The sequence below is a fragment of the Paraburkholderia kirstenboschensis genome (genome assembly GCF_032806925.1).
GTDB lineage: Bacteria > Pseudomonadota > Gammaproteobacteria > Burkholderiales > Burkholderiaceae > Paraburkholderia > Paraburkholderia kirstenboschensis.
Map to the genome: position 1 here is coordinate 151,539 of NZ_CP136512.1, position 21,995 is coordinate 173,533.

A 21,995-nucleotide genomic window follows, 5' to 3' on the forward strand; every position below is an offset into this window, starting at 1 on the left:
GCTTTGCCCGTTCCATGCAACGAACGGGTAAAACGGCGCGTATTGCGTTCCAACTCTGTGCAAGCCGACAAAATCCCTTCGTTTCTTTCATTTATTAAGGATGACTGATGGAATTGAAGCGGTCGCAATGAACCGCGTACTTTCGAGCATCGACGATTATTTACAACGCCCTCAAGGGCATGGAGACATTCGTGGCAACTCAATATAAAAGCGGCAGCAAAGGGGCGACATCGGCGAACTCTGGTCGCGCTGAGCCTGCTTCGCCGGGACGCCGGGCTTTCATCGTGTTCGCGGGGACCTCGGCGGGTGCGACGCTCGTCGGCGGCCTGTCCGCGTGCGGCGGCTCGGGCAGTTCCGGCCTGACACCGGAAGATCCGATCTGGGGCAGTTCCGGCGCCGCGACGCAAATCATCGCGTCGCTCGCCAGCGTCACGCAGTCCATGTTCCCGTCGCGCGACTTCGTCGTCACGCAATATGGTGCGCAGCCTTGCGCCGTTGTCGCCGCGACGAATCCGTACACCGGCTCTTCTTCACCCGCGAGCCCCGGCTCGAACCAGACCAACGCACCGTCGTCGTTCGACTCACGGCCTGCGTTTCTCGCCGCGATTCAGGCCTGCAATGCGGCCGGGGGCGGCCGCGTCGTGGTGCCCTCCGGTACCTGGTATTGCGCGGGGCCGATCGTGCTGCTCAGCAACGTCAACTTTCACCTCAGCGCGAATTGCACGATCTATTTCAGCCCGAATCCGGCGGACTATGCGAAGGACGGCCCGGTAGACTGCGGTGCGAACGGCAAACTCTTCTACAGCCGCTGGCAGGCAAATGATTGCCTGAACTACGGCTCACCCGTCTATGCCCGCAATCAGACCAACATCGCGCTGACCGGCGAAGATGCGACCTCGGTTCTGAACGGCCAGGCGATGACGCCCTTCTCAGGTTCGGGCAACACGGCCACGTGCTGGTGGACCTTCAAGGGCTCGAATGGCGCCTACGGTTGCGTGAGTTCGTCGACACCTTCGCAGGTGTATCGGAATCCGAACAATGTGGACCTCCGGACCGCCGCGCCAGGCATTTCCGACGCGCTCTACACACAGCTGACGAGTCCGACGACACCATGGCAACAAGATCAGAACTACTTGCCCGCTCTCTCGGAAGCCGGCGTTCCGATTGCAAAGCGTATCTTCGGCGTCGGCCATTATCTGCGCCCGTGCATGGTCGAGTTTATCGGCTGCACGAATGTGCTGATGGAGAACTACTGCACGAACAACACGCCTTTCTGGCAGCATCATCCGACCGATTGCAAGAACGTGGTGATTCGCGGCGTGACGACCAACAGCATCGGCCCGAATAACGACGGTTTCGATCCGGACGCGTGCGATAACGTGCTCTGCGACAACGTCACATTCAATACCGGCGACGACTGCATCGCAATCAAGTCGGGCAAGGATCTGGATACGCAGTACGGTCCGGCGCAGAACCACGTCATCCAGAACTGCACGATGAATAGCGGTCACGGCGGTATTACGCTCGGCAGTGAAATGGGCGGCGGCGTGCAGAACATTTACGCACGCAATCTGCAAATGTTGAATCAGAACTGGGCGACCAATCCGCTGAACATCGCGATCCGCATCAAGACGAACATGAATCGCGGCGGCTTCGTGAAGAACTTCTATGTCGACAAGGTGACGCTGCCCAACGGCGTCGCATTGAAAGGCGGCGGCTACGGCAGCGCGCTGCTCGCCGGCAGCCCGATCAACGGCACGGTGCCGCTCGGCGTCGCCACCGCGAGCGCGGCCAATCCGTCAGCCGCCCAAGGCGGTCTCATCACATTCGACTGCGATTATCAGCCCGCCAATGACGCGATACGAACGCGGCCTGCCGTCGTGCAGAACGTGAACATATCGAACGTGCAGGCGAGCAACGTTACCGTCGGCGGCGTCACCGGTTCGTGCTTCCAGGCAATCGTCGCACAAGGGCCGGTTGCGTTCGACTACAACGGCCCCACGCCCGCGCCGACGATCCCGCCTATCACGGGCGTCACCATCTCCAACTGCAACCTGGGCACGGCGGTTTGCGCGGGACCGGCCACCTCGACCACGCCCGGGCCGATCTATGCGTACAACGTCAATGGCATCACGTTGAAGAACGTGGTGATCGGCTCGACGACGTACAACACGAATGTGACTGACCAGCGCTAGGCGTCGAACGCGGTGGGGCTTTCGCTCCGCCGCGCCCCAGGCGACCTGCGACGCGCTTCGAGGCCGAGCAAAAACCTGCGCAAAAAAAACCGCTCGGATGAGCGGTTTTTCTGCGAAACGAAAACAGGCCGAAGCGGTTATCGCAATCAATCTTCCAGCAACGACAGGTCGCGCACCGCGCCTTTATCGGCCGACATGACCAGCTTCGCGTAGGCCTTCAGCGCGGCCGACACTTTGCGCGGACGCGGCTTGGCGGGCTTCCAGCCCTTCGCGTTCTGCTCGGCGCGGCGGCTCGCAAGTTCGGCGTCCGACAGCAGCACGTTGATCGTGCGGTTCGGAATGTCGATGCGGATCTTGTCGCCATCGCGAACGAGGCCGATCGCGCCGCCCGCTGCCGCTTCCGGCGAGCAATGGCCGATAGACAGGCCCGAAGTGCCGCCCGAGAAGCGGCCGTCCGTCAGCAGCGCGCACTCTTTGCCGAGGCCCTGCGACTTGATGTAGCTCGTCGGGTAAAGCATTTCCTGCATGCCGGGGCCGCCCTTCGGACCTTCGTAGCGCACGATCACCACGTCGCCCGCCTTGACCTTGCCCGCCAGAATGTTTTCCACCGCTTCGTCCTGCGATTCGGTGACGTGAGCCGTGCCCTCGAACACCAGAATGCTTTCGTCGACGCCGGCGGTCTTCACCACGCAGCCGTCGAGCGCGATGTTGCCCGTCAGCACCGCGAGGCCGCCTTCCTTCGAAAACGCATGCTCGTAAGAGCGGATGCAACCTTCGGCGCGGTCGAGATCGAGACTGGGCCAGCGCGTGTTCTGGCTGAACGCCACTTGCGTCGGAACGCCGGCCGGGCCCGCCATGTAGAAGGTCCTGACCGCCTGGTCTTCGGTGCGCACGATATCCCACTGATCCAGCGCGTCTTTCAACGTGGGCGCGTGCACCGTGGGCACGTCCGTGTGCAGCTTGCCGGCGCGGTCCAGCTCGCCGAGAATCGCCATGATGCCGCCTGCGCGATGCACGTCCTCGATGTGGTACTTGTTCGTATTGGGCGCCACCTTGCACAGCTGCGGCACGACGCGCGACAGACGGTCGATGTCCGTCATCGTGAAGTCGATCTCGGCTTCGCGTGCGATTGCCAGCAGGCGCAAGATCGTGTTGGTGGAACCGCCCATCGCGATATCGAGCGTCATGGCATTTTCGAACGCCTTGAAGCCGACTGCACGGGGCAGCACGCTTGCCTCTTCCTGCTCGTAGTACTGGCGGGCCAGTTCCACGATGCGGCGGCCGGCGCGCTTGAAGAGCTGCTCGCGGTCCGCGTGAGTCGCGACCACGGTGCCGTTGCCGGGCAACGACAAGCCGAGCGCCTCGGTCAGGCAGTTCATCGAGTTAGCCGTGAACATACCCGAGCACGAGCCGCAGGTCGGGCATGCGGAGCGTTCGACCTCGGCCACGTCGGCATCGGAATAGGCTTTGTCGGCGGCGATCACCATCGCGTCCACGAGGTCGAGCTTCTTGAACTCGATCGTGCCGGTCTTCGGATTGGCGAGGCGCGTCTTGCCGGCTTCCATCGGGCCGCCGGAAACGAAGATCACCGGAATGTTCAGGCGCATCGCGGCCATGAGCATGCCGGGCGTGATCTTGTCGCAGTTCGAGATGCACACCATCGCGTCGGCGCAGTGCGCATTGACCATGTATTCGACCGAATCCGCGATGATGTCGCGGCTCGGCAGCGAATACAGCATGCCGTCGTGGCCCATCGCAATGCCGTCATCGACGGCAATGGTGTTGAACTCTTTGGCTACGCCACCCGCGGCCTCGATCTCGCGTGCGACGAGCTGGCCGAGGTCTTTCAGGTGCACGTGTCCGGGCACGAACTGGGTGAACGAATTGACCACCGCAATAATCGGCTTCGAGAAGTCTTCGTCTTTCATGCCGGTGGCACGCCACAAGGAGCGCGCCCCAGCCATGTTGCGGCCGGCGGTGGAGGTTTTGGAACGGTATGCGGGCATCGTGGTGGTTGAATGAATATCGCTTGAAAGAAGCGGGCCAAGGGAGTGAAGGCCCCTCGAGCGCCCGTGCGAACAACCTTTTGAGCCGCGCCCCGGGCAAAGCGCGCAATTATCCCACAGCCCCCGGCAGCGTGCCGCTCACGCGCGCGGCCTTCGGGTTGTCGCGCTGCAGATCGCGGTGATGCGCAACAGGCGGTTCATAAAAGAAAGCGGCGCACGAAGGCGCCGCTCTGCGTTTCTACTCAGGCCGGAACTTCGCGCCGGCTCACGCGGGCGGACTTATCGCCGCTTACTTGGCGGTGACCGCACCACCCGTCTGGGTCCAACGCGGCTCCGGGGTCCTGTCCGCGCTCTTCGCGAGCAGACACACCACGGCAGCCGCGATAATGTCGAAGACCGCCAGCACGACGAACAGCGGACTGTAGCCGACCTGCGTGACCAGCACACCGAACAACGCGGTGAACGCCGCAGCCCCGAGATAACCGGCCATGCCGCCCATGCCCGTTGCGGTAGCCACTTCGTTCTTGCCGAACATGTCGGACGTGATCGCATACAGCGCGCCGGACAAGGTCTGGTGCGCGAAGCCGCCGACGCACAGCAGGGCAACAGCCACGTACGGACTTGCGACGAGGCCCACGCACGCCGGTCCGATCATGCACAGCGCGCCGACCACGAACACCATCTTGCGCGACGTGAACAGCGAGACCTTCGCGTACTTATGAAACAGCGGGCTCAGATAGCCGCCGAGCACGCAGCCGATATCCGCTGCGAGAAACGGCATCCATGCATATAGTGCGATTTCCTTCAGATTCATGTGACGCTCGGTCATCATGTAAAGCGGAATCCACGCATTGAACGTCTGCCATGCCGGTTCCGACAGAATGCGCGGAATGCCGATCGCCCAGAAGTCGCGGCTGCGCAGCATGGCCGACCAGCTGCGCTTGGGCGCGCCCGCATCGCTGTGCTTCGCTTCCTGGCCGCTGAGGATGTAGTCGCGCTCCTCGTCGCCGAGCAGTTTCTGATTGCGCGGATGCTTGTACAGCAGCATCCACACGGCGCTCCAGACAATGCCCGCTACACCGACGATCACGAACGCCAGTTGCCACTGGCCGTGCAGCAGCGCCCACACCACGAGCGGCGGCGCCAGCAACGCGCCGATCGACGAACCGATGTTGAACCAGCCGATCGCAACCGAACGCTCCTTTGCCGGGAACCACTCGCTGGTGGCCTTCACGCCGGCCGGAATGCCAGCCGCCTCGGCAATGCCTAGCAGGCCGCGGAAAAATGCGAGGCTGCGCCATCCGGTCGACCACGCCGCCGCCGCGCAGGCGAGCGACCACGCCAGCGCGAATGCGGCAAAACCGATTTTGGTGCCGACCGTATCGAGCAGGAAGCCCGCGACCGGCTGCATGAATGCATAGCAAAGCTGCCACGCGACGACCACGTGAGCGTATTGCTCGGTCGTGATGTGCAGGTCTTTCATCAACGTCGGCGCGGCCACCGACAGCGTATTGCGCGCGAGATAGTTGATGATGAGCCCGGCCGCGACCAGACTGACCATCCACCAGCGGATGCCCTTGATCTTCATTGCTGCGTCTCCTCGTGATACTTGAACTTTCAGGACGGCCGCGCGGCCGAATCGGCCGAACCGGCCGCATTGCCCGCGCCGCTATCCGCGTCCTCGCGCGAGTAGTCGATGCCGACAAACCCGCCGCCCTGGAAGCGCTGACCCAATGCGTCGAGCGGATTGGGGCGCGCCAGAACTTCCACGGCGTAGTCTTCGGCGTTCTGCTTCGGCGTGTATCCGAGACGCTCCGCGCCGCTGTTGTCCCACCAGCTGCGCGTATTGGCCGACACGCCCCACACCGTGATGAAGCCCAGCTCTTCTGCTTCGATGCAGCGGTCGAGGAAATGCATAAGGTCCGCGTGACCGAACCAGGTGCTCAGATGACGCGGCTCGGTCGGACGCTCGAGACAACTGCCGATGCGCACGCACACGCTCTCGATGCCATGCTTGTCCCAGTACATGCGTGCGAGCGCTTCGCCCCACACCTTGCTCAGGCCATAGAAGCCGTCCGGGCGCAGTTCGCAGTCGAGGCTCAGGCGCTCCGTCACCGGGTACATGCCGATCGCGTGATTCGAGCTTGCGAACACGATCCGCTTGACGCCGTGTCGGCGCGCGCCCTCGTACACCTCGACGAGACCGCGCAGATTGTTTTCGATGATCTCAGGCAGCGGACGCTCCACGCTCGTCCCGGCGAAGTGGATCAGCACGTCGACGCCGTCGAGCAGCCGATCGACAACCGCCGGATCGCGCAGGTCGCCGTGCATCACATCCTCGCCATGGACGAGAGGCGTCAGCGGCTTCGAGCCCGCCGCCGAACGCACAGGCGTGCCGCGCGCAATGAACGCGGCGCGCACGACCGAGCCAAGCTGGCCTCCGGCGCCACTCAGGGCAATCTTCTTCATAGGGGTTCCTTTACTGCACCGGCTCGCGAGCGGCGTGGATAAATCCACACCTCGGCTTGGGTGAGATCGCCTGCTGCGCGATCTGGTTGTACGATAACGTACTATCTCTGATGCAGAAGCGTATTTCAATTAGGCATTTACCCTTATCAGGAGGCGTCTTTAAAAGCTTTCTCATCGCTGAACCCTGCGATGAAGCGCACATGTTCGTGCGATGTCGTATAACTTGATCGTGCATCGCTAATGTCAGCTTTGACGACATGTCCTGTATCTAGCCCCGGCCACCTCTTAGGCATCGCGAGCGCCTCGCCAGCAGGAGCAACTCCCTCTCAAGCTTTGCTGCGACGCGGTCGATTGCCGCAGTTTCACGTCACGTCGCTTAATCGCGGCGAAACAGGCAATAAAAAAAAGCTGATATACGTCAACGCCTTGCAGCGTACGAACCGTCGCGGTCCATCTAACAACGCGGTTTTTTGACGCACGTCGCGGCGCAGCATAAATCTGACTCTTCCCCTAATCTTCGGCCATCTGCGAAACGCAGTGCGCACCGACACCGGTCGACGCGCGTAGTCCGCCCACGCGGCATCACGCCCTTCACGATCATGAACTCCGCAATATCGGCATTCGACCTTGCCCGCATCCAGTTTGCGTTCACCGTCTCTTTCCATATCGTCTTTCCGGCGCTAAGCATTGGCCTCGCGAGCTTTATCGCCGTGCTCGAATGGCGCTGGCTGAAAACCGGCAAGGCGTACTACAAAGACCTGTGCCTCTTCTGGTCGAAGATCTTTGCGGTTGCCTTCGGCATGGGCGTGGTGTCCGGCGTCGTGATGAGCTATCAGTTCGGCACCAACTGGTCGGGCTTTTCCAGTTTCGCCGGTCCCGTCACCGGACCGCTGTTGATGTACGAGGTCATGACCGCGTTTTTCCTCGAAGCCGGCTTCCTCGGCATCATGCTGTTCGGCTGGCAGCGCGTGAGTCCGCGCGCGCACTTCGGCGCGACGCTGATGGTCGCCATCGGCACGCTGATCTCCACGTTCTGGATTCTTGCTTCCAATAGCTGGATGCAGACGCCGCAAGGATTCGAAGTCGTCAACGGCCGTGTCGTGCCGCTCGACTGGTTCAAGATCATCTTCAATCCGTCGTTCCCGTACCGGCTCGCGCATATGGCGCTCGCGGCGTTCATCGTCGCGGGGCTCGTCGTGGCGGCGGTGGGCGCGTGGCATCTGCTGCGCGGACGGCGCGACCCCGCGGTCAAAAAGATGTTCTCGATGGCGCTGTGGCTGCTGCTGATTCTCACGCCGATCCAGGCGTTCGTCGGCGATCAGCACGGCTTGAACACGCGTGAATATCAGCCGGCCAAGATCGCTGCAATCGAAGGTCTGTGGGACACCGAAAAAGGCGGCACCGCGCTGAACCTGTTCGGCATCCCCGACATGCAGGCGGAGACCACGCGCTATGCAGTGTCGATTCCGCACCTGGGCAGCCTGATTCTCACGCATAGCTGGGACGGCGAAATACGCGGCCTGAAGGAATTCCCGCCGCAAGACCGGCCGAACTCGACAGTGGTGTTCTGGAGCTTCCGGATCATGGCCGGGCTCGGCGTGCTGATGATCGTCATGTCGGTCGCCGCGTGGGTGCTGCGCCGTCGCGGGCGCCTGTTCGAGTCGAAGTGGTTCCAGCGCGTCGCCGTGGCGATGGGCCCAAGCGGCTTCATCACGCTGCTGGCCGGCTGGGTCACGACTGAAGCCGGCCGTCAACCATGGGTCGTATATGGCGTGATGCGCACGTCGCAGGCCGTGTCGCCGCTCACCGCGCAACAGGTCGGCATTTCGCTGATGGCGTTCGTGGTCGTGTATTTCCTCGTGTTCGGCACGGGCATCTATTACATGCTCAAGCTGATGCGCTCGGGCCCGGCGCTGCCTGGACACACGCCGCACGGCGTGCCCGGGCAAACGCCGAACCAGACCGCGCGCCGCCCTTTCTCCGCCGCCGATCAGATGATCGACGCCGCCTAACCCTGATCGCCTGCGAGAACAAAATGGACGTAACCGTAGTGTGGGCCGCAATCATCGCGCTAGGCCTTTTCATGTATGTCGTGCTGGATGGCTTCGATCTTGGCATCGGCATTGTCTTTCCGTTCTTCCCAGACGAGAAGGAACGCGACCTGATGATGAACACCGTCGCACCGGTCTGGGACGGCAACGAGACCTGGCTCGTGCTCGGCGGGGCCGCGCTGTTCGCCGTGTTTCCGATGGTGTATTCCACCGTATTGTCAGCGCTGTATTTGCCGCTCATCTTCATGCTCGTGTGCCTGATCTTTCGCGGCGTGTCCTTCGAGATTCGCGCGAAGGCGAACCGCACGAAGCACATGTGGGACCTCGCGTTCATCGGCGGCTCGGCGGGCGCGACGTTTTTCCAGGGCGTCGTGCTCGGGGCATTTCTGCAAGGCATTCCGGTGATCGACGGCGCCTATGCCGGCGACGCTTTCGGCTGGCTCACCCCGTTCAGCCTGCTGACGGGCCTCGGGCTTATCGTCACGTACGCGTTGCTGGGATGCTGCTGGCTGGTCGCGAAAACGGAAGGCGATCTGCAGCGCCGCCTGCATCGCGTGGTATGGCCGCTGACTGCCGTGCTGCTCGGCTTCATCGCGATGGTGAGCCTGTGGACGCCGCTGCAAGACCCGAACATCGCGCAGCGCTGGTTCCATGAGGGTCTCTTCTACCGGCTACTGCCCGTCCCGTTCATGGTCGCGGCCTGCGCGGTCTTCATGCGCCGCGCGGTGCGAGAGCGGCACCACAACACGCCGTTCGTGCTCGCGTTACTGCTCGTGCTGCTCGGTTACGCCGGGCTGCTGGTGAGCCTGTGGCCGTACGCGATACCGTCGAGCGTGACGCTGTGGGAAGCGGCCGCGCCGCGCTCCAGCCAGACGTTCACGCTGGTCGGCGCAGCGGTGATTCTGCCGATCATCGTCGCGTACACGACGATGGGTTACTGGGTATTTCGAGGCAAGGTGCGTCATGGCGACCAACATCACTATCACTGACTCCGCGCGCAAGCTGCCGGGCTGGCTCTGGTTCATTGCGCTGTGGTGCTTGGGCGTGGGCTCGGCGATGTCGCTCGGCTTCGCCTTCAAGCTTCTGATGAATGCAACGCTATTTGCAGTCAAATGACAGCTCGCCGCGCGAGCGCTCGTGCGGTTTATCCGGCCGGCATAAGCTTTCGTATCGGGCCGCCGCAGCTTCAAAAACAGCGCGCGCGGCTCGTCTACGTAGCAAGCCGGAACTGATGCGCGAGTGAGACCTGCCTGGACAAGGCATAGACAAAACGTGGCGCCGGCGATGCCACGAGCAGAATGACCGGGGCGGCGAGCCGCACCGGTCGGCTTATGATCACGGGGTAGCCGGCAATGATGCGATTCACGACAATAGAAGTAGAACAAGACCCAGCAACGGCGGTAGTCCACAACACGCAAGCCCGACTCGTGGAGACATCATGAAGTTTCTTGTGGCGGACGACCATGAATTGATCCGGCAAGGCGTCAAGGGAATGCTCCGCGGACTCGACCCCGACGCCCAGTTCGACGAAGCCGATACCTGGGAAACCCTGGCCGCCGCCGCGCGGCCCGACGCCGATCACGATCTCGCGATCGTCGATCTGCATATGCCGGGCATGAGCGGCGCGTCGTCGCTCGAAATATTGCTGAAGGCCAATCCTGCTCTGCCGGTAGTGGTACTTTCCGCCGAAGAGTCACCGGACGAAATGCGTGCGGTGCTCGCCGCCGGCGCGCTCGGCTTCGTGCCCAAGCGGCAGCCCGCGAGCGTGATGCTGAAGGCGATCGAACTGGTACTGTCGGGCGGCGCATATGTGCCGATGGAAGCGCTGAGCCTGCTGGGCTCACGCGACGCACAATCCGCGGACTCATGCGCGCAGCACGCGGGTGCTGCATTGTCGCAGCAGGCAGCGCCAGGCAGCGCCGGCCAGAGCACGGCGACGCTAACCGAACCGGTCGCACAGCTTCAGGCGTTGCAGCCGCATCAGCAGCATTTGCTTGAAAACCTGTCGCCGCGTCAGCAGGACATCATGCGGCTCGTGCATCGCGGCTGGACCAACAAGATGATCGCGCGCGAACTCGGCGTAGCGGAGGGCACGGTCAAAGTGCATCTGTCGGTGATTTTCCGGGCGCTCGGCGTGCACAACCGGTCGACGGCAATCGCGGTGATCAACGGCTGGCTCGAAGCTGGGAAGACGCTGTAGCGGTGGCGGTCGCCAGCGCGACGTGCTCGCGTTTATGAACTCTTGCGGGCACGTCGTGAAGCGGATCTGCTTTTGCTCGTGCTTGCGTGTGCTTGCCTCCGCCCATTCCAGACCCTCGCGCCGCGCTGCTGCGAAAACCCGCGACCTCCCTACTATCACCGCCTACCCTTCCTCTTGCGATGCGCTCTGCGGACGATGCCGCACTTCGACTCGCGCCGTGCCTTGCGGCATGATCACGTGATCGCCGCCAGTCTCTTCGCTCAGCACGGTCCCTTCACGGCCTGCATCGGCGCTCCGGCCCGCAGGCAATTCCAGAGCGGCGCCCTGATGCCCCTTGTCGAGCTCCGCCTGTTGCCACAGCATTTCCAGCGTGCGCCGCAAACGCGCCGCCGTAACCGGCTTGTGCAACACCGGAATGCCTTGCAATGCGAGCGCAGCCAGTTCGGCCGACGCCATGTCGCCCGTGATCAGCAGCGTCACCACGCCTTCGTGACCTGCGCGCGCGAGCATGCCGCGCACCGCCGTGAGCGCCTGCGCGCCGGTCCTGTGATTGGCCAACTGATAATCGCATAGCACCGCGTCCGGCACGAAACCATCCGCGAGCGCGGCCAGCGCAGCGGCTTCGTCGCGTGCGCCGCGCACCGTGCAGCCCCAGCGCCCGAGCAGCGCGGAAAGGCCTTCGAGAATCGACGGTTCGTCGTCGATGCACAGCACCTGCCGCCCTTGTGCCGACGGTCCGCCCGCCACCGCTTCGTTCAGGCTCGCGACGATTGCGCTCGCGTCGCCCGCCTGCACCGGGAAGCGGAACACCGAACCGCGGCCCGGCGCCGAGCGCAACTGCAACTCGCCGCCCAGCATGCCGACGAGACGCTTGACCGTCGGCAGCCCGAGCCCGTGGCCCTGGCGCGCGTCGCGCTGCGGGTTGGCGACCTGATAGAACTCCTCGAAGATGCGCTCGTGCTCTTCAGCGGCAATGCCAATGCCCGAATCGCGCACCTCGATATAGCCGCCCGCGGTTCGCCCCGCGCGCCGGACGCCGAGCCAGATTGCGCCTTCCTCGGTATAGCGCACCGCGTTCGACAGCAGATTGCTCAGCACGCGTTCGAGCAGCACAGGATCGTCGTGAACCACCATCGACGTCGGCGCGATCCGCAGCGCGAGCCCTTTGGCCGCCGCCTGCGGTCGATATTGGCTGCCGACGCGCTCGAACAACTCGGAGAGCCGGAAATGCAGACGGATCACCTGCGTGACGCCGCTTTCGAGCCGCGCGAGATCGAGCACCTGGTTGAACAGCTGATTCAGTGCTTCCACGTTATAGACGATGTGCTCGGCGGTCTTCGCATGCTGCGCGGGCGTCGCCGCCGGATCGTTGAGCGACGCCGCGAGCAACCCGATCGCATGCAGCGGCTGACGCAGGTCGTGGCTCGCTGCAGCGAAAAAGCGCGTTTTCGCGAGACTGGCCTCTTCGGCGACATGCTTTTGCAGCGCGAGCGATTCCGCCAGGTACTGCTGATCGACGCGGGCCTGCACCACCTGCTGGAACAGCTTTCGGTAGCTAAGCGCATACACGTTGATCGCGCAGAAGAAGAACGCGAGCACGATGGCAAGAATCGTGCGGTCGAACGTATGGGTGCCGAAGTGCAGCACGATCGACGGGAACAGCAGGAATGGAATGGCCGTGGCGAAGTTGAGCATGTCGAAACCATTCGACATGAACACGCCCGCTGCGAGCGTGACTAGCATCACCGTGTGCAGCAGCGGCAAATCGCTCTGCGGACTCTGGAACGCGAACCAGATGGCGATACCGGGCGCGCTGTAAAGCAGCACGCCACGCACGGCATGCAGATTGATCCAGCCGCGCGGCGACACGAGATGCGGATAACGCCGGTTGCAGATCCACAGCGCGAGGCCCGCGCAATTGGCCGCCGCATAGAACCCGAAGCAGGCAATGAAGAGCGGCGGCGATGGTATCGCGGGCCAGTAGATGGCCACGAGCACCGCGATCGAAAACCAGTGCGAGAAGAACGCGATCGGGTCTTGTGCGTACAGCACGCGCACCAGGTCTTCGTCGATTGCACGCTGGATCGGGTCAGCCCGCATCGCGCGGTCTCCTTGTCGGGCACGGCAAATTCGGTGATGTGGTGCGAAAACCCGGCGCCAGCACGAAGCGCGGCCCGGCGTGTTGCGCAAGAGCTTGCACGGTCTGCGGCAATGCAGCGGCACAGCGGGACCGCTTTCTCATCAGACGAATGAGAGGCACCCTGTCGGATGGTTTACCCGGCAGTTTACCCACCAGCTACGACTTAATCCATATATGCGAAGCCGTCGCCGGCGACCATACTGCTTTCACAACATCGCGCGGCCGCAACCGTTCCAACGTCAACTATTCGCCTGCAGTCGAGGCTCACCGCGCTTCTCGCCTTACCCTAATGGAGGCTTTCATGGGCGCAGTTCCGAGCCACGAGTTCGTCCGCAATCTCGACGATGCGATCCTGCCCGATCTGTGGCGCCGTCGTACCCGACTGTCCGCCGACGAAATGGTGTCGATGGTCGAACTGGTCAAGCGGGCACTACGTACGTATCACCCGCTGGAATTGCAGGCGCTCGGCGAAGACAAGGAAGAACTGGTCGCGCAGTTCATTTATTCCAAGGTGCTGCGCCTCGCGCCCGGCCACACCGAAACGCATGCCTGCGCGGACAGCGCGCCGTCCAACGGCTACGCACTGTGCGCGTATTTTCGCCGCTATCTGATCGACTGCCTGCGCAGCGCCGGCCATCAACGCAACGTGTCGATGGAAACCGACGGCATGGCGCAGGAAATCGATCTGCATGCCCAGGCATTGGAAGACCCGGTGCAAAGCGTGCTGCTGCAATATGGTCTCAACGAACAAGGGGTGCGGCTCGCAGCCCGCGCATTTATCGAAAGCCTCGACGAGCCCGAGCGCATCGTGCTGGCCGGCAGCCTCGGCTGGTGCTCGGAAGGCAAAGGCGGATTGTCGGCGGTTGCGGCCCAGCATCGTGTGCCCTCGTATCACTATCGCGCCGTCAAACTCGGCGTCACCATGAAAAAGACGGCCACCGCCGACGATTTTTCCAACACGAAGATCGGCCGCTGGCTCACGGACGTGCTCGGCATCGAGATAGACATCGACAATCGTGGCGCCATTCTGCTTGCGCTCAACCTGCTTGCGGCCGAATCGAGCGATAGCGAAATGAATGAAGTAGCCGCGTAACAGCGCAAACGGACAAGCGCCAGGCAAAAGGCAAAAACCGGGGGCGGCACCCATGCCGCGTCGCGCATCGCGTCGATGCGCCTTTTTTTGTCATTGCGCACCGCCTACGATAAAAAAACCGCGGCAGCGCGCCGTCTTCCTTGCGCAGCCGGGATCCGTTCCCAGCATCGACCTGACGAGGTGGTCCAGTATGAACCGCTTATCGAGCGCCGTGACGGCGATGAAATCGCACTACGAAGTCGTCGTGATCGGTTCGGGTTACGGCGGCGCCATCGCCGCAAGCCGAATGGCGCGCGCTGGCCGCAGCGTGTGCGTGCTCGAACGCGGGCGCGAATACATGGCTGGCGAATTCCCGCGCACGCCTTTTCAGGGCGCCGAGCAGATGCAGTACAACACGGCACTTGCGCAAATCGGCTCGCCGCTCGCGCTGCTCGAAGTGCATGTGAACGACGACGTCAACGCGGTGGTCGGCTGCGGCCTCGGCGGTACTTCGCTGATCAACGCCAATGTCGCGTTGAAAGTCGATCCGCGCTTATGGGACGACGTGCGCTGGCCTACCGCATTGCGCGGCGATCAGGCCGGCCGCGACAAAGGTTATCAGCGTGCCTGGGACATGCTGGAACCGTCGCCGGTCCCGGGGCGCTTCCGCGAATTGCCGAAACTGGTGGCGCTCGGAAAATCCGCCGAGGCGCTCGGCATGGCGGACCGCTTCAGCACGCCGCCTGTGACCGTCACGTTCGAGGACCGCACCAACGCGGCCGGCGTCGCGCAGAAAGCGTGCATCGGCTGCGGCGACTGCAACTCGGGCTGCAACTACGACGCCAAGAATTCCACGCACATGAACTATCTGCCTGATGCCGTCGCGCATGGCGCGCAGATCTTCACTGGAGCCGCGGTGCATTCGGTGGTGCGCAGTGCCGACAAGCAGAGGTGGCGAGTCGCCTACCAGCTGGTACGCCTCGGCCGCGAGAGCTACGACGCGCCCGATCTCTTCGTCACCGCCGACATCGTGATCGTGTCGGCGGGAACAATCGGTTCGAGCGCGTTGCTCTTGCGTTCGCGCAACGAGGGCTTGAGCGTATCCGCCATGCTCGGCAAGCGCTTCACCGGCAACGGCGACGTGCTCGCTTTCGCGTACAACACCGACGACGTGATCAACGGCGTCGGCTGGGGCGCGCATGTCGAGCGCGAAATACCTCCGGTCGGCCCGACTATCACTGGCCTGATCGATCATCGCAATACCGCGGACGTCAAAGACGGCTTCGTGATCGAGGAAGGCTCGCTCGCCGGGCCGGTCGGCGCGGCGCTCGTCGGCATGCTAGGCGCCGCCGCGCCGCTCGCGGGCGTGGATGTTTCGGGGCCGCGCACGGTAGAACAGCAGCTTGCATACGATGCACGAATCGTCGAAGGCCTGCTGCACGGACCCTATCGCGGCGCGCTCAATCACACGCAAAGCTACCTTGTGATGGCGCACGACGACGAAAGCGGCCAGATCAGTGTGAATGAAAAGGGACGGCCGCGCATAGCCTGGGAAAACGCGGGCAAGCAGCCGATTTTCGCAACCGTCGAAGAGACGCTGAAGAAAGCGACGGCCCCGCTCGGCGGCAAATACCTGCGCGATCCGATTTCGAACGACATTTTCGGCAACCGGACCGTGACCGTGCATCCGCTTGGCGGCTGCGCGATGGGCGAGGACGCGGAACACGGTGTGGTCGATCACACGGGCCGCGTTTTTAGCGGTATGACCGGCACCGATGTGCACGAGGGCCTCTACGTGATGGACGGCGCGGTCATGCCCATGTCGCTCGGCGTGAATCCGCTGTGGACGATCTCGGCGCTCGCCGAACGCAATTGCGCGCTGCTGGCGGCATCGCGAGGCTGGACAATCGACTACGATTCGAAGGGCACCGCCGACACGCCACCCGTGCCAAAGATCGGACTGCGCTTCACCGAAACCATGGTCGGCCACTACACGCCGGCCGGCGCGAACGAGGCCGCCGCAAGCCCAATGGCGTTCACGCTCACCGTGGAATCCGACGACCTCGCCGATATGCTTGGCGATCCCGATCATCTGGCAGGAACCGCCGGCACGCTGACCTGCCCCGCTCTGTCCGCGCAGCCAATGACGATCACGGAGGGCACCTTCAATCTCTTCGTGGCCGACCCGGACGATGTGGACGAGCGCAACATGAACTACCGAATGACGCTCAATTCGGCTGAAGGCAAGACCTGGTATCTGAGCGGGCAAAAGATCATTACGCGCACGTCGCCGCTCGAGTTGTGGGAGCAAACGAATACGCTGTATGCGCAAGTTCGCGAAGCGCCGTCAACGGATGCGCCGCCTATCGGCAGCGCGAAGCTGGTCATCACGCCGGAAAACTTTCTCAAACAGCAACGCACACTCGAAGTCACCAATGCGCCCGATCTGAAAACGCGTCTCGAATGGACGTTGAAGTTCGGCAAGTTCTTCGCCGGCGTGCTGTTCAACGAATATGGCGGAGTAGCCGCGCCTTTGCAGTACTACGACCCGAACGCGGCGCCACGCTTGAAGCGTGCACTGCGTGCGCCGGCACCGCAGGTGTTCTTTTTCGACACACGGGACGGCACGCACCTGCGGCTCACGCGCTATGTCGATCCCGCGCGCAAGAATGCGCGCCCTGTGTTGCTGATTCACGGCTCGGGCGTGTCGAGCCGCATCTACTCGACGGATCTCATCGGCACCAACCTCGTCGAATATCTGTGTGCCGCGGGCTACGACGTGTGGCTCGTGGATCTTCGCGTGAGCATCGAAATGCCGAGCGTCTTCGTGCCGACGAACGTCGATAAGGTCGCGCTCGAGGACATTCCCGCAGCCGTTGCGAAGATTCGCGAAGTGACGGGCGCAGCGGATATTCAGGCGCTCGGCCACTGCATGGGCGGCCTCGCGTTGAGCATGTCGCTGATGGCGGGACTCGAAGGCGTGCGCTCGGCGGTGATATCGCAGGTGGCCGCGCATCCGGTGCCCGGCCGGCTCGGCAGGATCAAGGCGGGCCTGCATATTCCCGACATCATGCAGCACCTCGGCGTGACCGACCTCACCGCCTATACAGAGAACGAAAGGTGGCCGCACAATCTGTTCGACGAAGCATTGCGGCTCTATCCGGTAGATCACGACGAGGGCTGCGGCAACCCGATCTGTCATCGCGCGACTTTCATGTATGGCCTGCTCTACGAACACGCTCAGGTGAGCGAGACACTTCATTCGAATTTGCAGGAATTGCTCGGCGTGCACGACGTCGGCGTGTTCAAGCATCTTGCCGCAATGGTGCGCGCGGGCAACGTCGTCAACGCCGATGGTGACGACGTTTATCTAAAAGGCGCGCGCGGCATGAAAGGCCTCGACGGCATGCGCATTCCGATCGGTTTCATTCACGGCGACCGCAACGAAACGTATGTGCCGGAAAGCACCGCGCTCACCTACGAGATGCTCGTCAATGCGTTTCCCGAGCAGCCTTATGAGCGGTATCTGATCCCTGGCTACGGACACATCGACTGCATCTTCGGCAAGAACGCGGCGGTCGATGTCTATCCGTCTATTGCGCGCTATCTGAACGCCCATTGACGCAGCAGTTTCAAAACAGCTTGCCCGGATTCAGAATGCCGTGGGGGTCGAGCGCATGCTTGATTGCTGCCATTGCCGCCAGTTCGGCGGGCGAGCGCGAGATAGGCAGAAACTCGCGCTTGAGCAAACCGATTCCGTGTTCCGCCGACACGGACCCATGCAGCGGCCCGAGCATTTCGTAGACGAACGCGTACACGGCATGATGATCGACGCCGGGGATCGAATGGCCGTCCACGGTGACATGCAAATTCGAATCGCCGATATGCCCGAAGAAATAGGATTCGTTGCCGGGCCACCGTTCGTTCAGGGCCGCGCGGCAGCGCTCGACAAAGTCGCCGATCACGCTAATCGGCACGCTCACGTCGAAATTGATCGCGTCGAGCCGCACCGGAAATTCGGCGGTGCATTCGCGAATTGCCCATAACGTACGCGCGTCCGCCATTGATTGTGCAATCACCGCGTCTCGGATCGCGCCTTGCTCGAGCGCCTCGGTGAGCGCCGCGGAAAAGCGCTCGCCGGTGTCGCTTGCATCGAAACTCGCGTGTTCGATTAGCGCATAGAGCGGATGCGAGCCGTCGAACGGCGAACGTGTGCCCGTGAGCTTCACGCCGAAATCGTAGAAGTCCGGCCACATGATTTCGAATGCGCCGATGTCGTTGCCGAAACGCGTAGACAGACGCCGAAGCAGATTGACGGCCGCATCGTACCCGTCCAGCGCGACGAGCGCCGTGTGACGCGCGGCGCGCTGCGGGTGAAGCCGCAGCACCGCGCGCGTGATGATGCCGAGCGTGCCTTCGGAGCCGATGAACCAGTGCTTGAGGTCATAGCCGGTGTTGTTCTTGACCATCTTGCCGAGCGAGGTCAGCACGTCGCCATTGGCGAGCACGACTTCGAGACCCAGCACCTGGTCGCGCGCGGTGCCCGACTGGATCACGCGATTGCCGCCTGCATTGGTCGCGAGATTGCCGCCAATCTGGCATGAGCCGCGCGCGCCGAGATCGAGCGCGAGTTCAAAGCCCGCTTGCGCCGCCGCTTCCTGTGCGGTTTGCAATGTAGTGCCGGCGCGTACGGTCAGCGTGGCCGAAGCCGCGTCGATTTCCTCGATGCCAGTCAAGCGTTCGAGCGACAACGCTATGTCAGTGGCGCGAGCGATCGCTCCGCCGGCCAGCCCCGTCATACCGCCCTGCGGCACCACTGGCTGACAGGCCGCGTGGCAAATGGCGAGCGCACGAGAGGCGTCTTCCGTGCTGCGCGGCAGCAGCAATGCGGCTGGCCGCGTCGGAGCGTGGCGCGTCCAGTCGGTCAGCGCGCGTTCGCCGATCTCGTCGCCCACGCGCACCGCCTCATTGCCGAGCGCGGCACGCAGTGCGTCGAGCGTTGCCGCAAGCGGCGCCGTGCCGACCGGCGCGTTCGCGTTGCTGTTGTCCGTCATGCAGTGTTCCTTCGGTTGCCTGTTTGCTTATGTCGTTTGAGCAGCGTGTTTCTTCCGATAACCCATCGAATCGTTGATGCGCCCGAGAATATAGTCGCCCGCGGCCACCGGCTGATACTTCGGATGGTCCGCGCTCGCGCCGAGGTCGCGCGGATCGACAATTGCGCCGTAGGTTGGATCGTAGAACGTCGCGATCGAATAACGCTCACGCCCGGACGCATTGATCACGCGATGAAGCGTGGAGCGAAAGCGGTCGTCGGTCCAGCGTGCGAGAAGATCGCCGACGTTCACGACGAAACTGCCCTCCACAGGCGGCGCATCGATCCAGGTATCGTTAGCGATTTCACGCACCTGCAAGCCACCCACCTGGTCCTGCCACAGCAGTGTGATGCAGCCGTAATCGGTGTGCGGCGCGACACCGAATTGATCCTCGTCCGACTGAGGCGGCTGCGGCGGATAGTAGACCATCTGCGTGCGCTGCATCCGCTTCGTATAACGTGGTGCGAAAAAATGTTCGTCGACGCCGAGACTGACCGCCACCGCGCGCAGCAGATCGGCGCCACATGCGCCCACCGCCTCGTAATAACCGTACAACGCGGGACGCAGCTCGGGCATGAAGTCCGGCCAGTTGTTCGGTCCGCGCAGCGCCTGGCCCGCGAGCACATCCGGGTCGTCTTCCGGCAATTCGAGTCCGATGCTGAAAAACTCCTTGTAATCGGGCCGTTTCGCCTGGTACATGGTCGCGTCGCCAAGCGCATTGAAACCGCGATGCCGATGGTTGACCGCCGCGCGCCGTTTGATCTCGGGTGCGACGGCGAAGAACGTGCGCGCGGCCTGTTCCGCGGCGTCGATTGTCGCTTGCGGCACGCCGTGATTGACGATGTAGAAGAAGCCGATCGTCGTGCACGCTTCGCGGATTTCCCGCGCCACGCGCTGCAACGCATGCGGGTCGCCCGCGCGCACGCCGGCAAAGTCAATGAGTGGAATACGGGTCACAGGCATCGCGTTGCTCCGTGAGAGGATCGGCGGGATCGCCAAGGCATTGCAGTGGTATATACCGCCAAAAGCGTGCTCGCAAGTGAACGCGCGGTGCTTCGCATAAGTGCTTTTCTCTACTCGCGTGTTTATTTATTTTGCGCGAAAACTGCGGTATATACTGCCTCGAATGACTTGCGCCGAGCCGCTTTGTGCGGGCATCGCTTTGCCAACCGGAGAATCCCATGAGCATCCTTTCAGGCTGGAAGTGTCGTTTGGTCATGCTGGCGTTGTGCGCCGCAAGTGTCGCCGCTCATGCGGAGGACCAGCTCGCCAAAGTGAAGAAGGCCGGCGAACTCGTGGTTGGGACCGAGATGCAATTCGCGCCTTTCGACTTCCTCGAAAACGGTCAGCAAGCGGGTTTCAACAAGGATCTGTTCGCCGAGGTTGGTAAGGAACTCGGCGTGAAGGTGCGCTTTATCGACTTGCCGTGGCCGAGCGTGCTGCCCGGCCTCGAAGCGGGCAAGTTCGATATGGTGGGCGGCCCGCTCACCGTCACGAAAGCGCGCATGGAGCGCTACACGTACACGCTGCCGGTTGCGGACGCCACCGACGCGCTGCTCAAACGCGCGAACGACACGGCGCTCAAGCAATCGTCGGACATTGCGGGCAAGACCGTGGGCGCGGGCAAGGGTTCGGCCCAGCTCGATCAGTTGAAGGCATATGTCGCCACGTTGCCGAAGCCGCCTGAAATCCGCGAATACGTCGACAACAACCAGGCCTATGCCGACCTCGCCGCCGGCCGCATTGCCGCGGTGGCGAATTCAATGACCAACATTGCCTACGTCGCCAAACAGCGTCCCGAAACGTTCGCGGTGGTGCAACCGCCGTTCGGCGCGAAAGTGTACTTCGCGTACTGCCTGCGCAAAGACGCCGACAGCAAGCCGCTCGCAGACGCTTTCAATGCGGCGCTGGTGAAAATGCACAACGACGGACGCCTCGCGACTTTGCAGAAGAAGTGGTTCGGCGTTGCGATGGACGCCCCAACGACCATGCCCGCGCCGAACTATTGAACTCGTTTCAGAGGCACATAACACGCGCACTCAGCGCACACTTGCTGCGCACCTGGTGCGCATCTAGCGCACATTGGTGAGGGCGACACCCATGTTCAGCACGACCGCCTTCGTTCAGGGCATGCCGCTCTTGCTGCACGCGGCGCTTGCCACCATCGGCGTTTCGCTGACGGGTCTTTTCATTGGCTTCTTCGTCGCGGTCGGCGTGTGCGCGGCGCGCCTGTCGCCGAATCGCGCCGCGCGCAGATTCGGCGGTGCGTATGTGTTTTTCTTTCGCGGCGTGCCGATGCTCGTGCAATTGCTGCTGGTGTATTACCTGCTGCCGTTCGCGGGCATCAACGTATCGCCGCTCGTGGCCGCGATCAGCGCGGTGTCGCTGTGCTCGGCCTCCTATATCGCCGAAATTCTGCGCGGCGGTTTTCTCAGCATTCCGCCGGGTCATATAGAAGCCGCGCGCATGCTCGGCCTCTCGCCGTTCGATACGCTCCGGCGCATTCTCGTGCCCCAGGCGTTTCGCCTGACGCTACCGTCGCTCGTCAACGAAATGGTGCTGCTGATCAAGGCCTCGTCGCTGATCTCGGTTGTCGGTGTAGCGGAGTTGACTCGCACCGCGCAGAACATCGCCGCGAGTACTTACAGACCGCTCGAAGCGTATCTTGCGGCAGGGCTCATTTACTTCGTGATTTGCGGTGCGCTCGCGCTCATCGCGCATGCCGCCGAGTACCGTCTGAAGCACGCCTGATCGACCCGGAGCCAACGC

The 21,995-nt window shown here is 62.8% G+C and carries 15 protein-coding genes; 9 read left to right on the forward strand and 6 right to left on the reverse strand.

From position 1 onward, the window contains the following. Positions 1-179: 179 nt before the first annotated feature. Positions 180-2,195, forward strand: a complete 2,016-nt coding sequence (locus RW095_RS09350; protein ID WP_317018652.1) for a glycoside hydrolase family 28 protein — start codon at positions 180-182, stop codon at positions 2,193-2,195. A gap of 146 nt (positions 2,196-2,341) precedes the next feature. Here RW095_RS09350 and ilvD read toward each other — a convergent pair whose 3' ends face one another. The 3 genes from ilvD to RW095_RS09365 all read right to left on the reverse strand — a co-directional run bounded on the left by ilvD (position 2,342) and on the right by RW095_RS09365 (position 6,670). Beyond that, complete coding sequence (ilvD, locus tag RW095_RS09355) at positions 2,342-4,201, reverse strand: dihydroxy-acid dehydratase (protein WP_317018653.1); 1,860 nt, start codon at positions 4,199-4,201, stop codon at positions 2,342-2,344. Positions 4,202-4,490: 289 nt separating this feature from the next. After that, a complete protein-coding gene (locus tag RW095_RS09360; RefSeq protein ID WP_317018655.1) occupies positions 4,491-5,789 on the reverse strand; it encodes an MFS transporter in 1,299 nt (432 codons plus the stop codon). 29 nt (positions 5,790-5,818) lie between these two features. Further along, the gene (locus tag RW095_RS09365; RefSeq protein WP_317018656.1) at positions 5,819-6,670 is read right to left on the reverse strand and encodes an NAD-dependent epimerase/dehydratase family protein; all 852 of its coding nucleotides are present in this window, start codon (positions 6,668-6,670) and stop codon (positions 5,819-5,821) included. Between the two features lie 599 nt (positions 6,671-7,269). On the opposite strand from RW095_RS09365, the gene RW095_RS09370 reads away from it, so the two are divergent. The 4 genes from RW095_RS09370 (at position 7,270) to RW095_RS09385 (ending at position 10,921) form a co-directional block, all read left to right on the forward strand. After that, a complete protein-coding gene (locus tag RW095_RS09370; RefSeq protein ID WP_131317612.1) occupies positions 7,270-8,682 on the forward strand; it encodes a cytochrome ubiquinol oxidase subunit I in 1,413 nt (470 codons plus the stop codon). 23 nt (positions 8,683-8,705) lie between these two features. Then, positions 8,706-9,710 (forward strand): cytochrome d ubiquinol oxidase subunit II, encoded by a 1,005-nt coding sequence (cydB, locus tag RW095_RS09375; protein ID WP_317018659.1) that lies wholly within the window; start codon positions 8,706-8,708, stop codon positions 9,708-9,710. Beyond that, positions 9,685-9,837 carry a hypothetical protein gene (locus tag RW095_RS09380; RefSeq protein ID WP_317018661.1) on the forward strand — a complete coding sequence of 51 codons (153 nt, stop codon included), beginning with the start codon at positions 9,685-9,687 and terminating at the stop codon, positions 9,835-9,837. The genes cydB and RW095_RS09380 overlap by 26 nt, the downstream gene beginning before the upstream one ends. 322 nt (positions 9,838-10,159) lie before the next feature. After that, a complete protein-coding gene (locus tag RW095_RS09385) occupies positions 10,160-10,921 on the forward strand; it encodes a response regulator transcription factor (RefSeq protein WP_317018662.1) in 762 nt (253 codons plus the stop codon). Positions 10,922-11,083: 162 nt separating this feature from the next. Here the strand turns inward: RW095_RS09385 and RW095_RS09390 are convergent, their stop codons facing one another. Continuing rightward, positions 11,084-13,021: an ATP-binding response regulator gene (locus RW095_RS09390; protein ID WP_317018664.1), complete on the reverse strand. Its 1,938-nt coding sequence runs from the start codon at positions 13,019-13,021 to the stop codon at positions 11,084-11,086. 341 nt (positions 13,022-13,362) lie between these two features. On the opposite strand from RW095_RS09390, the gene RW095_RS09395 reads away from it, so the two are divergent. Then, positions 13,363-14,154, forward strand: coding sequence for a hypothetical protein (locus RW095_RS09395; RefSeq protein ID WP_317018665.1), 792 nt, complete (start codon positions 13,363-13,365; stop codon positions 14,152-14,154). Positions 14,155-14,344: 190 nt separating this feature from the next. Then, the gene (locus RW095_RS09400; protein ID WP_317018667.1) at positions 14,345-17,755 is read left to right on the forward strand and encodes an alpha/beta fold hydrolase; all 3,411 of its coding nucleotides are present in this window, start codon (positions 14,345-14,347) and stop codon (positions 17,753-17,755) included. A 10-nt stretch (positions 17,756-17,765) separates the two neighbouring features. On the opposite strand, the gene RW095_RS09405 is transcribed toward RW095_RS09400, so the two are convergent. After that, a complete protein-coding gene (locus tag RW095_RS09405) occupies positions 17,766-19,187 on the reverse strand; it encodes an FAD-binding oxidoreductase (protein WP_317018668.1) in 1,422 nt (473 codons plus the stop codon). A gap of 27 nt (positions 19,188-19,214) precedes the next feature. Continuing rightward, positions 19,215-20,189: an isopenicillin N synthase family dioxygenase gene (locus tag RW095_RS09410; protein ID WP_317018669.1), complete on the reverse strand. Its 975-nt coding sequence runs from the start codon at positions 20,187-20,189 to the stop codon at positions 19,215-19,217. Positions 20,190-20,407: 218 nt separating this feature from the next. On the opposite strand from RW095_RS09410, the gene RW095_RS09415 reads away from it, so the two are divergent. Both RW095_RS09415 and RW095_RS09420 read left to right on the forward strand, forming a co-directional pair. Continuing rightward, complete coding sequence (locus RW095_RS09415; protein WP_027780241.1) at positions 20,408-21,235, forward strand: transporter substrate-binding domain-containing protein; 828 nt, start codon at positions 20,408-20,410, stop codon at positions 21,233-21,235. 91 nt (positions 21,236-21,326) lie between these two features. Next, on the forward strand, positions 21,327-21,977 hold the full coding sequence (locus RW095_RS09420) for an amino acid ABC transporter permease (protein WP_317018671.1): 651 nt from the start codon (positions 21,327-21,329) through the stop codon (positions 21,975-21,977). Positions 21,978-21,995: the final 18 nt, after the last annotated feature.

Bases quoted from the DNA above. Each gene is read 5' to 3' on its own strand.
- RW095_RS09350 (WP_317018652.1), top strand. From the start codon at position 180: ATGGAGACATTCGTGGCAACTCAATATAAAAGCGGCAGCAAAGGGGCG.
- ilvD (WP_317018653.1), bottom strand. From the start codon at position 4,201: ATGCCCGCATACCGTTCCAAAACCTCCACCGCCGGCCGCAACATGGCT.
- RW095_RS09360 (WP_317018655.1), bottom strand. From the start codon at position 5,789: ATGAAGATCAAGGGCATCCGCTGGTGGATGGTCAGTCTGGTCGCGGCC.
- RW095_RS09365 (WP_317018656.1), bottom strand. From the start codon at position 6,670: ATGAAGAAGATTGCCCTGAGTGGCGCCGGAGGCCAGCTTGGCTCGGTC.
- RW095_RS09370 (WP_131317612.1), top strand. From the start codon at position 7,270: ATGAACTCCGCAATATCGGCATTCGACCTTGCCCGCATCCAGTTTGCG.
- cydB (WP_317018659.1), top strand. From the start codon at position 8,706: ATGGACGTAACCGTAGTGTGGGCCGCAATCATCGCGCTAGGCCTTTTC.
- RW095_RS09380 (WP_317018661.1), top strand. From the start codon at position 9,685: ATGGCGACCAACATCACTATCACTGACTCCGCGCGCAAGCTGCCGGGC.
- RW095_RS09385 (WP_317018662.1), top strand. From the start codon at position 10,160: ATGAAGTTTCTTGTGGCGGACGACCATGAATTGATCCGGCAAGGCGTC.
- RW095_RS09390 (WP_317018664.1), bottom strand. From the start codon at position 13,021: ATGCGGGCTGACCCGATCCAGCGTGCAATCGACGAAGACCTGGTGCGC.
- RW095_RS09395 (WP_317018665.1), top strand. From the start codon at position 13,363: ATGGGCGCAGTTCCGAGCCACGAGTTCGTCCGCAATCTCGACGATGCG.
- RW095_RS09400 (WP_317018667.1), top strand. From the start codon at position 14,345: ATGAACCGCTTATCGAGCGCCGTGACGGCGATGAAATCGCACTACGAA.
- RW095_RS09405 (WP_317018668.1), bottom strand. From the start codon at position 19,187: ATGACGGACAACAGCAACGCGAACGCGCCGGTCGGCACGGCGCCGCTT.
- RW095_RS09410 (WP_317018669.1), bottom strand. From the start codon at position 20,189: ATGCCTGTGACCCGTATTCCACTCATTGACTTTGCCGGCGTGCGCGCG.
- RW095_RS09415 (WP_027780241.1), top strand. From the start codon at position 20,408: ATGAGCATCCTTTCAGGCTGGAAGTGTCGTTTGGTCATGCTGGCGTTG.
- RW095_RS09420 (WP_317018671.1), top strand. From the start codon at position 21,327: ATGTTCAGCACGACCGCCTTCGTTCAGGGCATGCCGCTCTTGCTGCAC.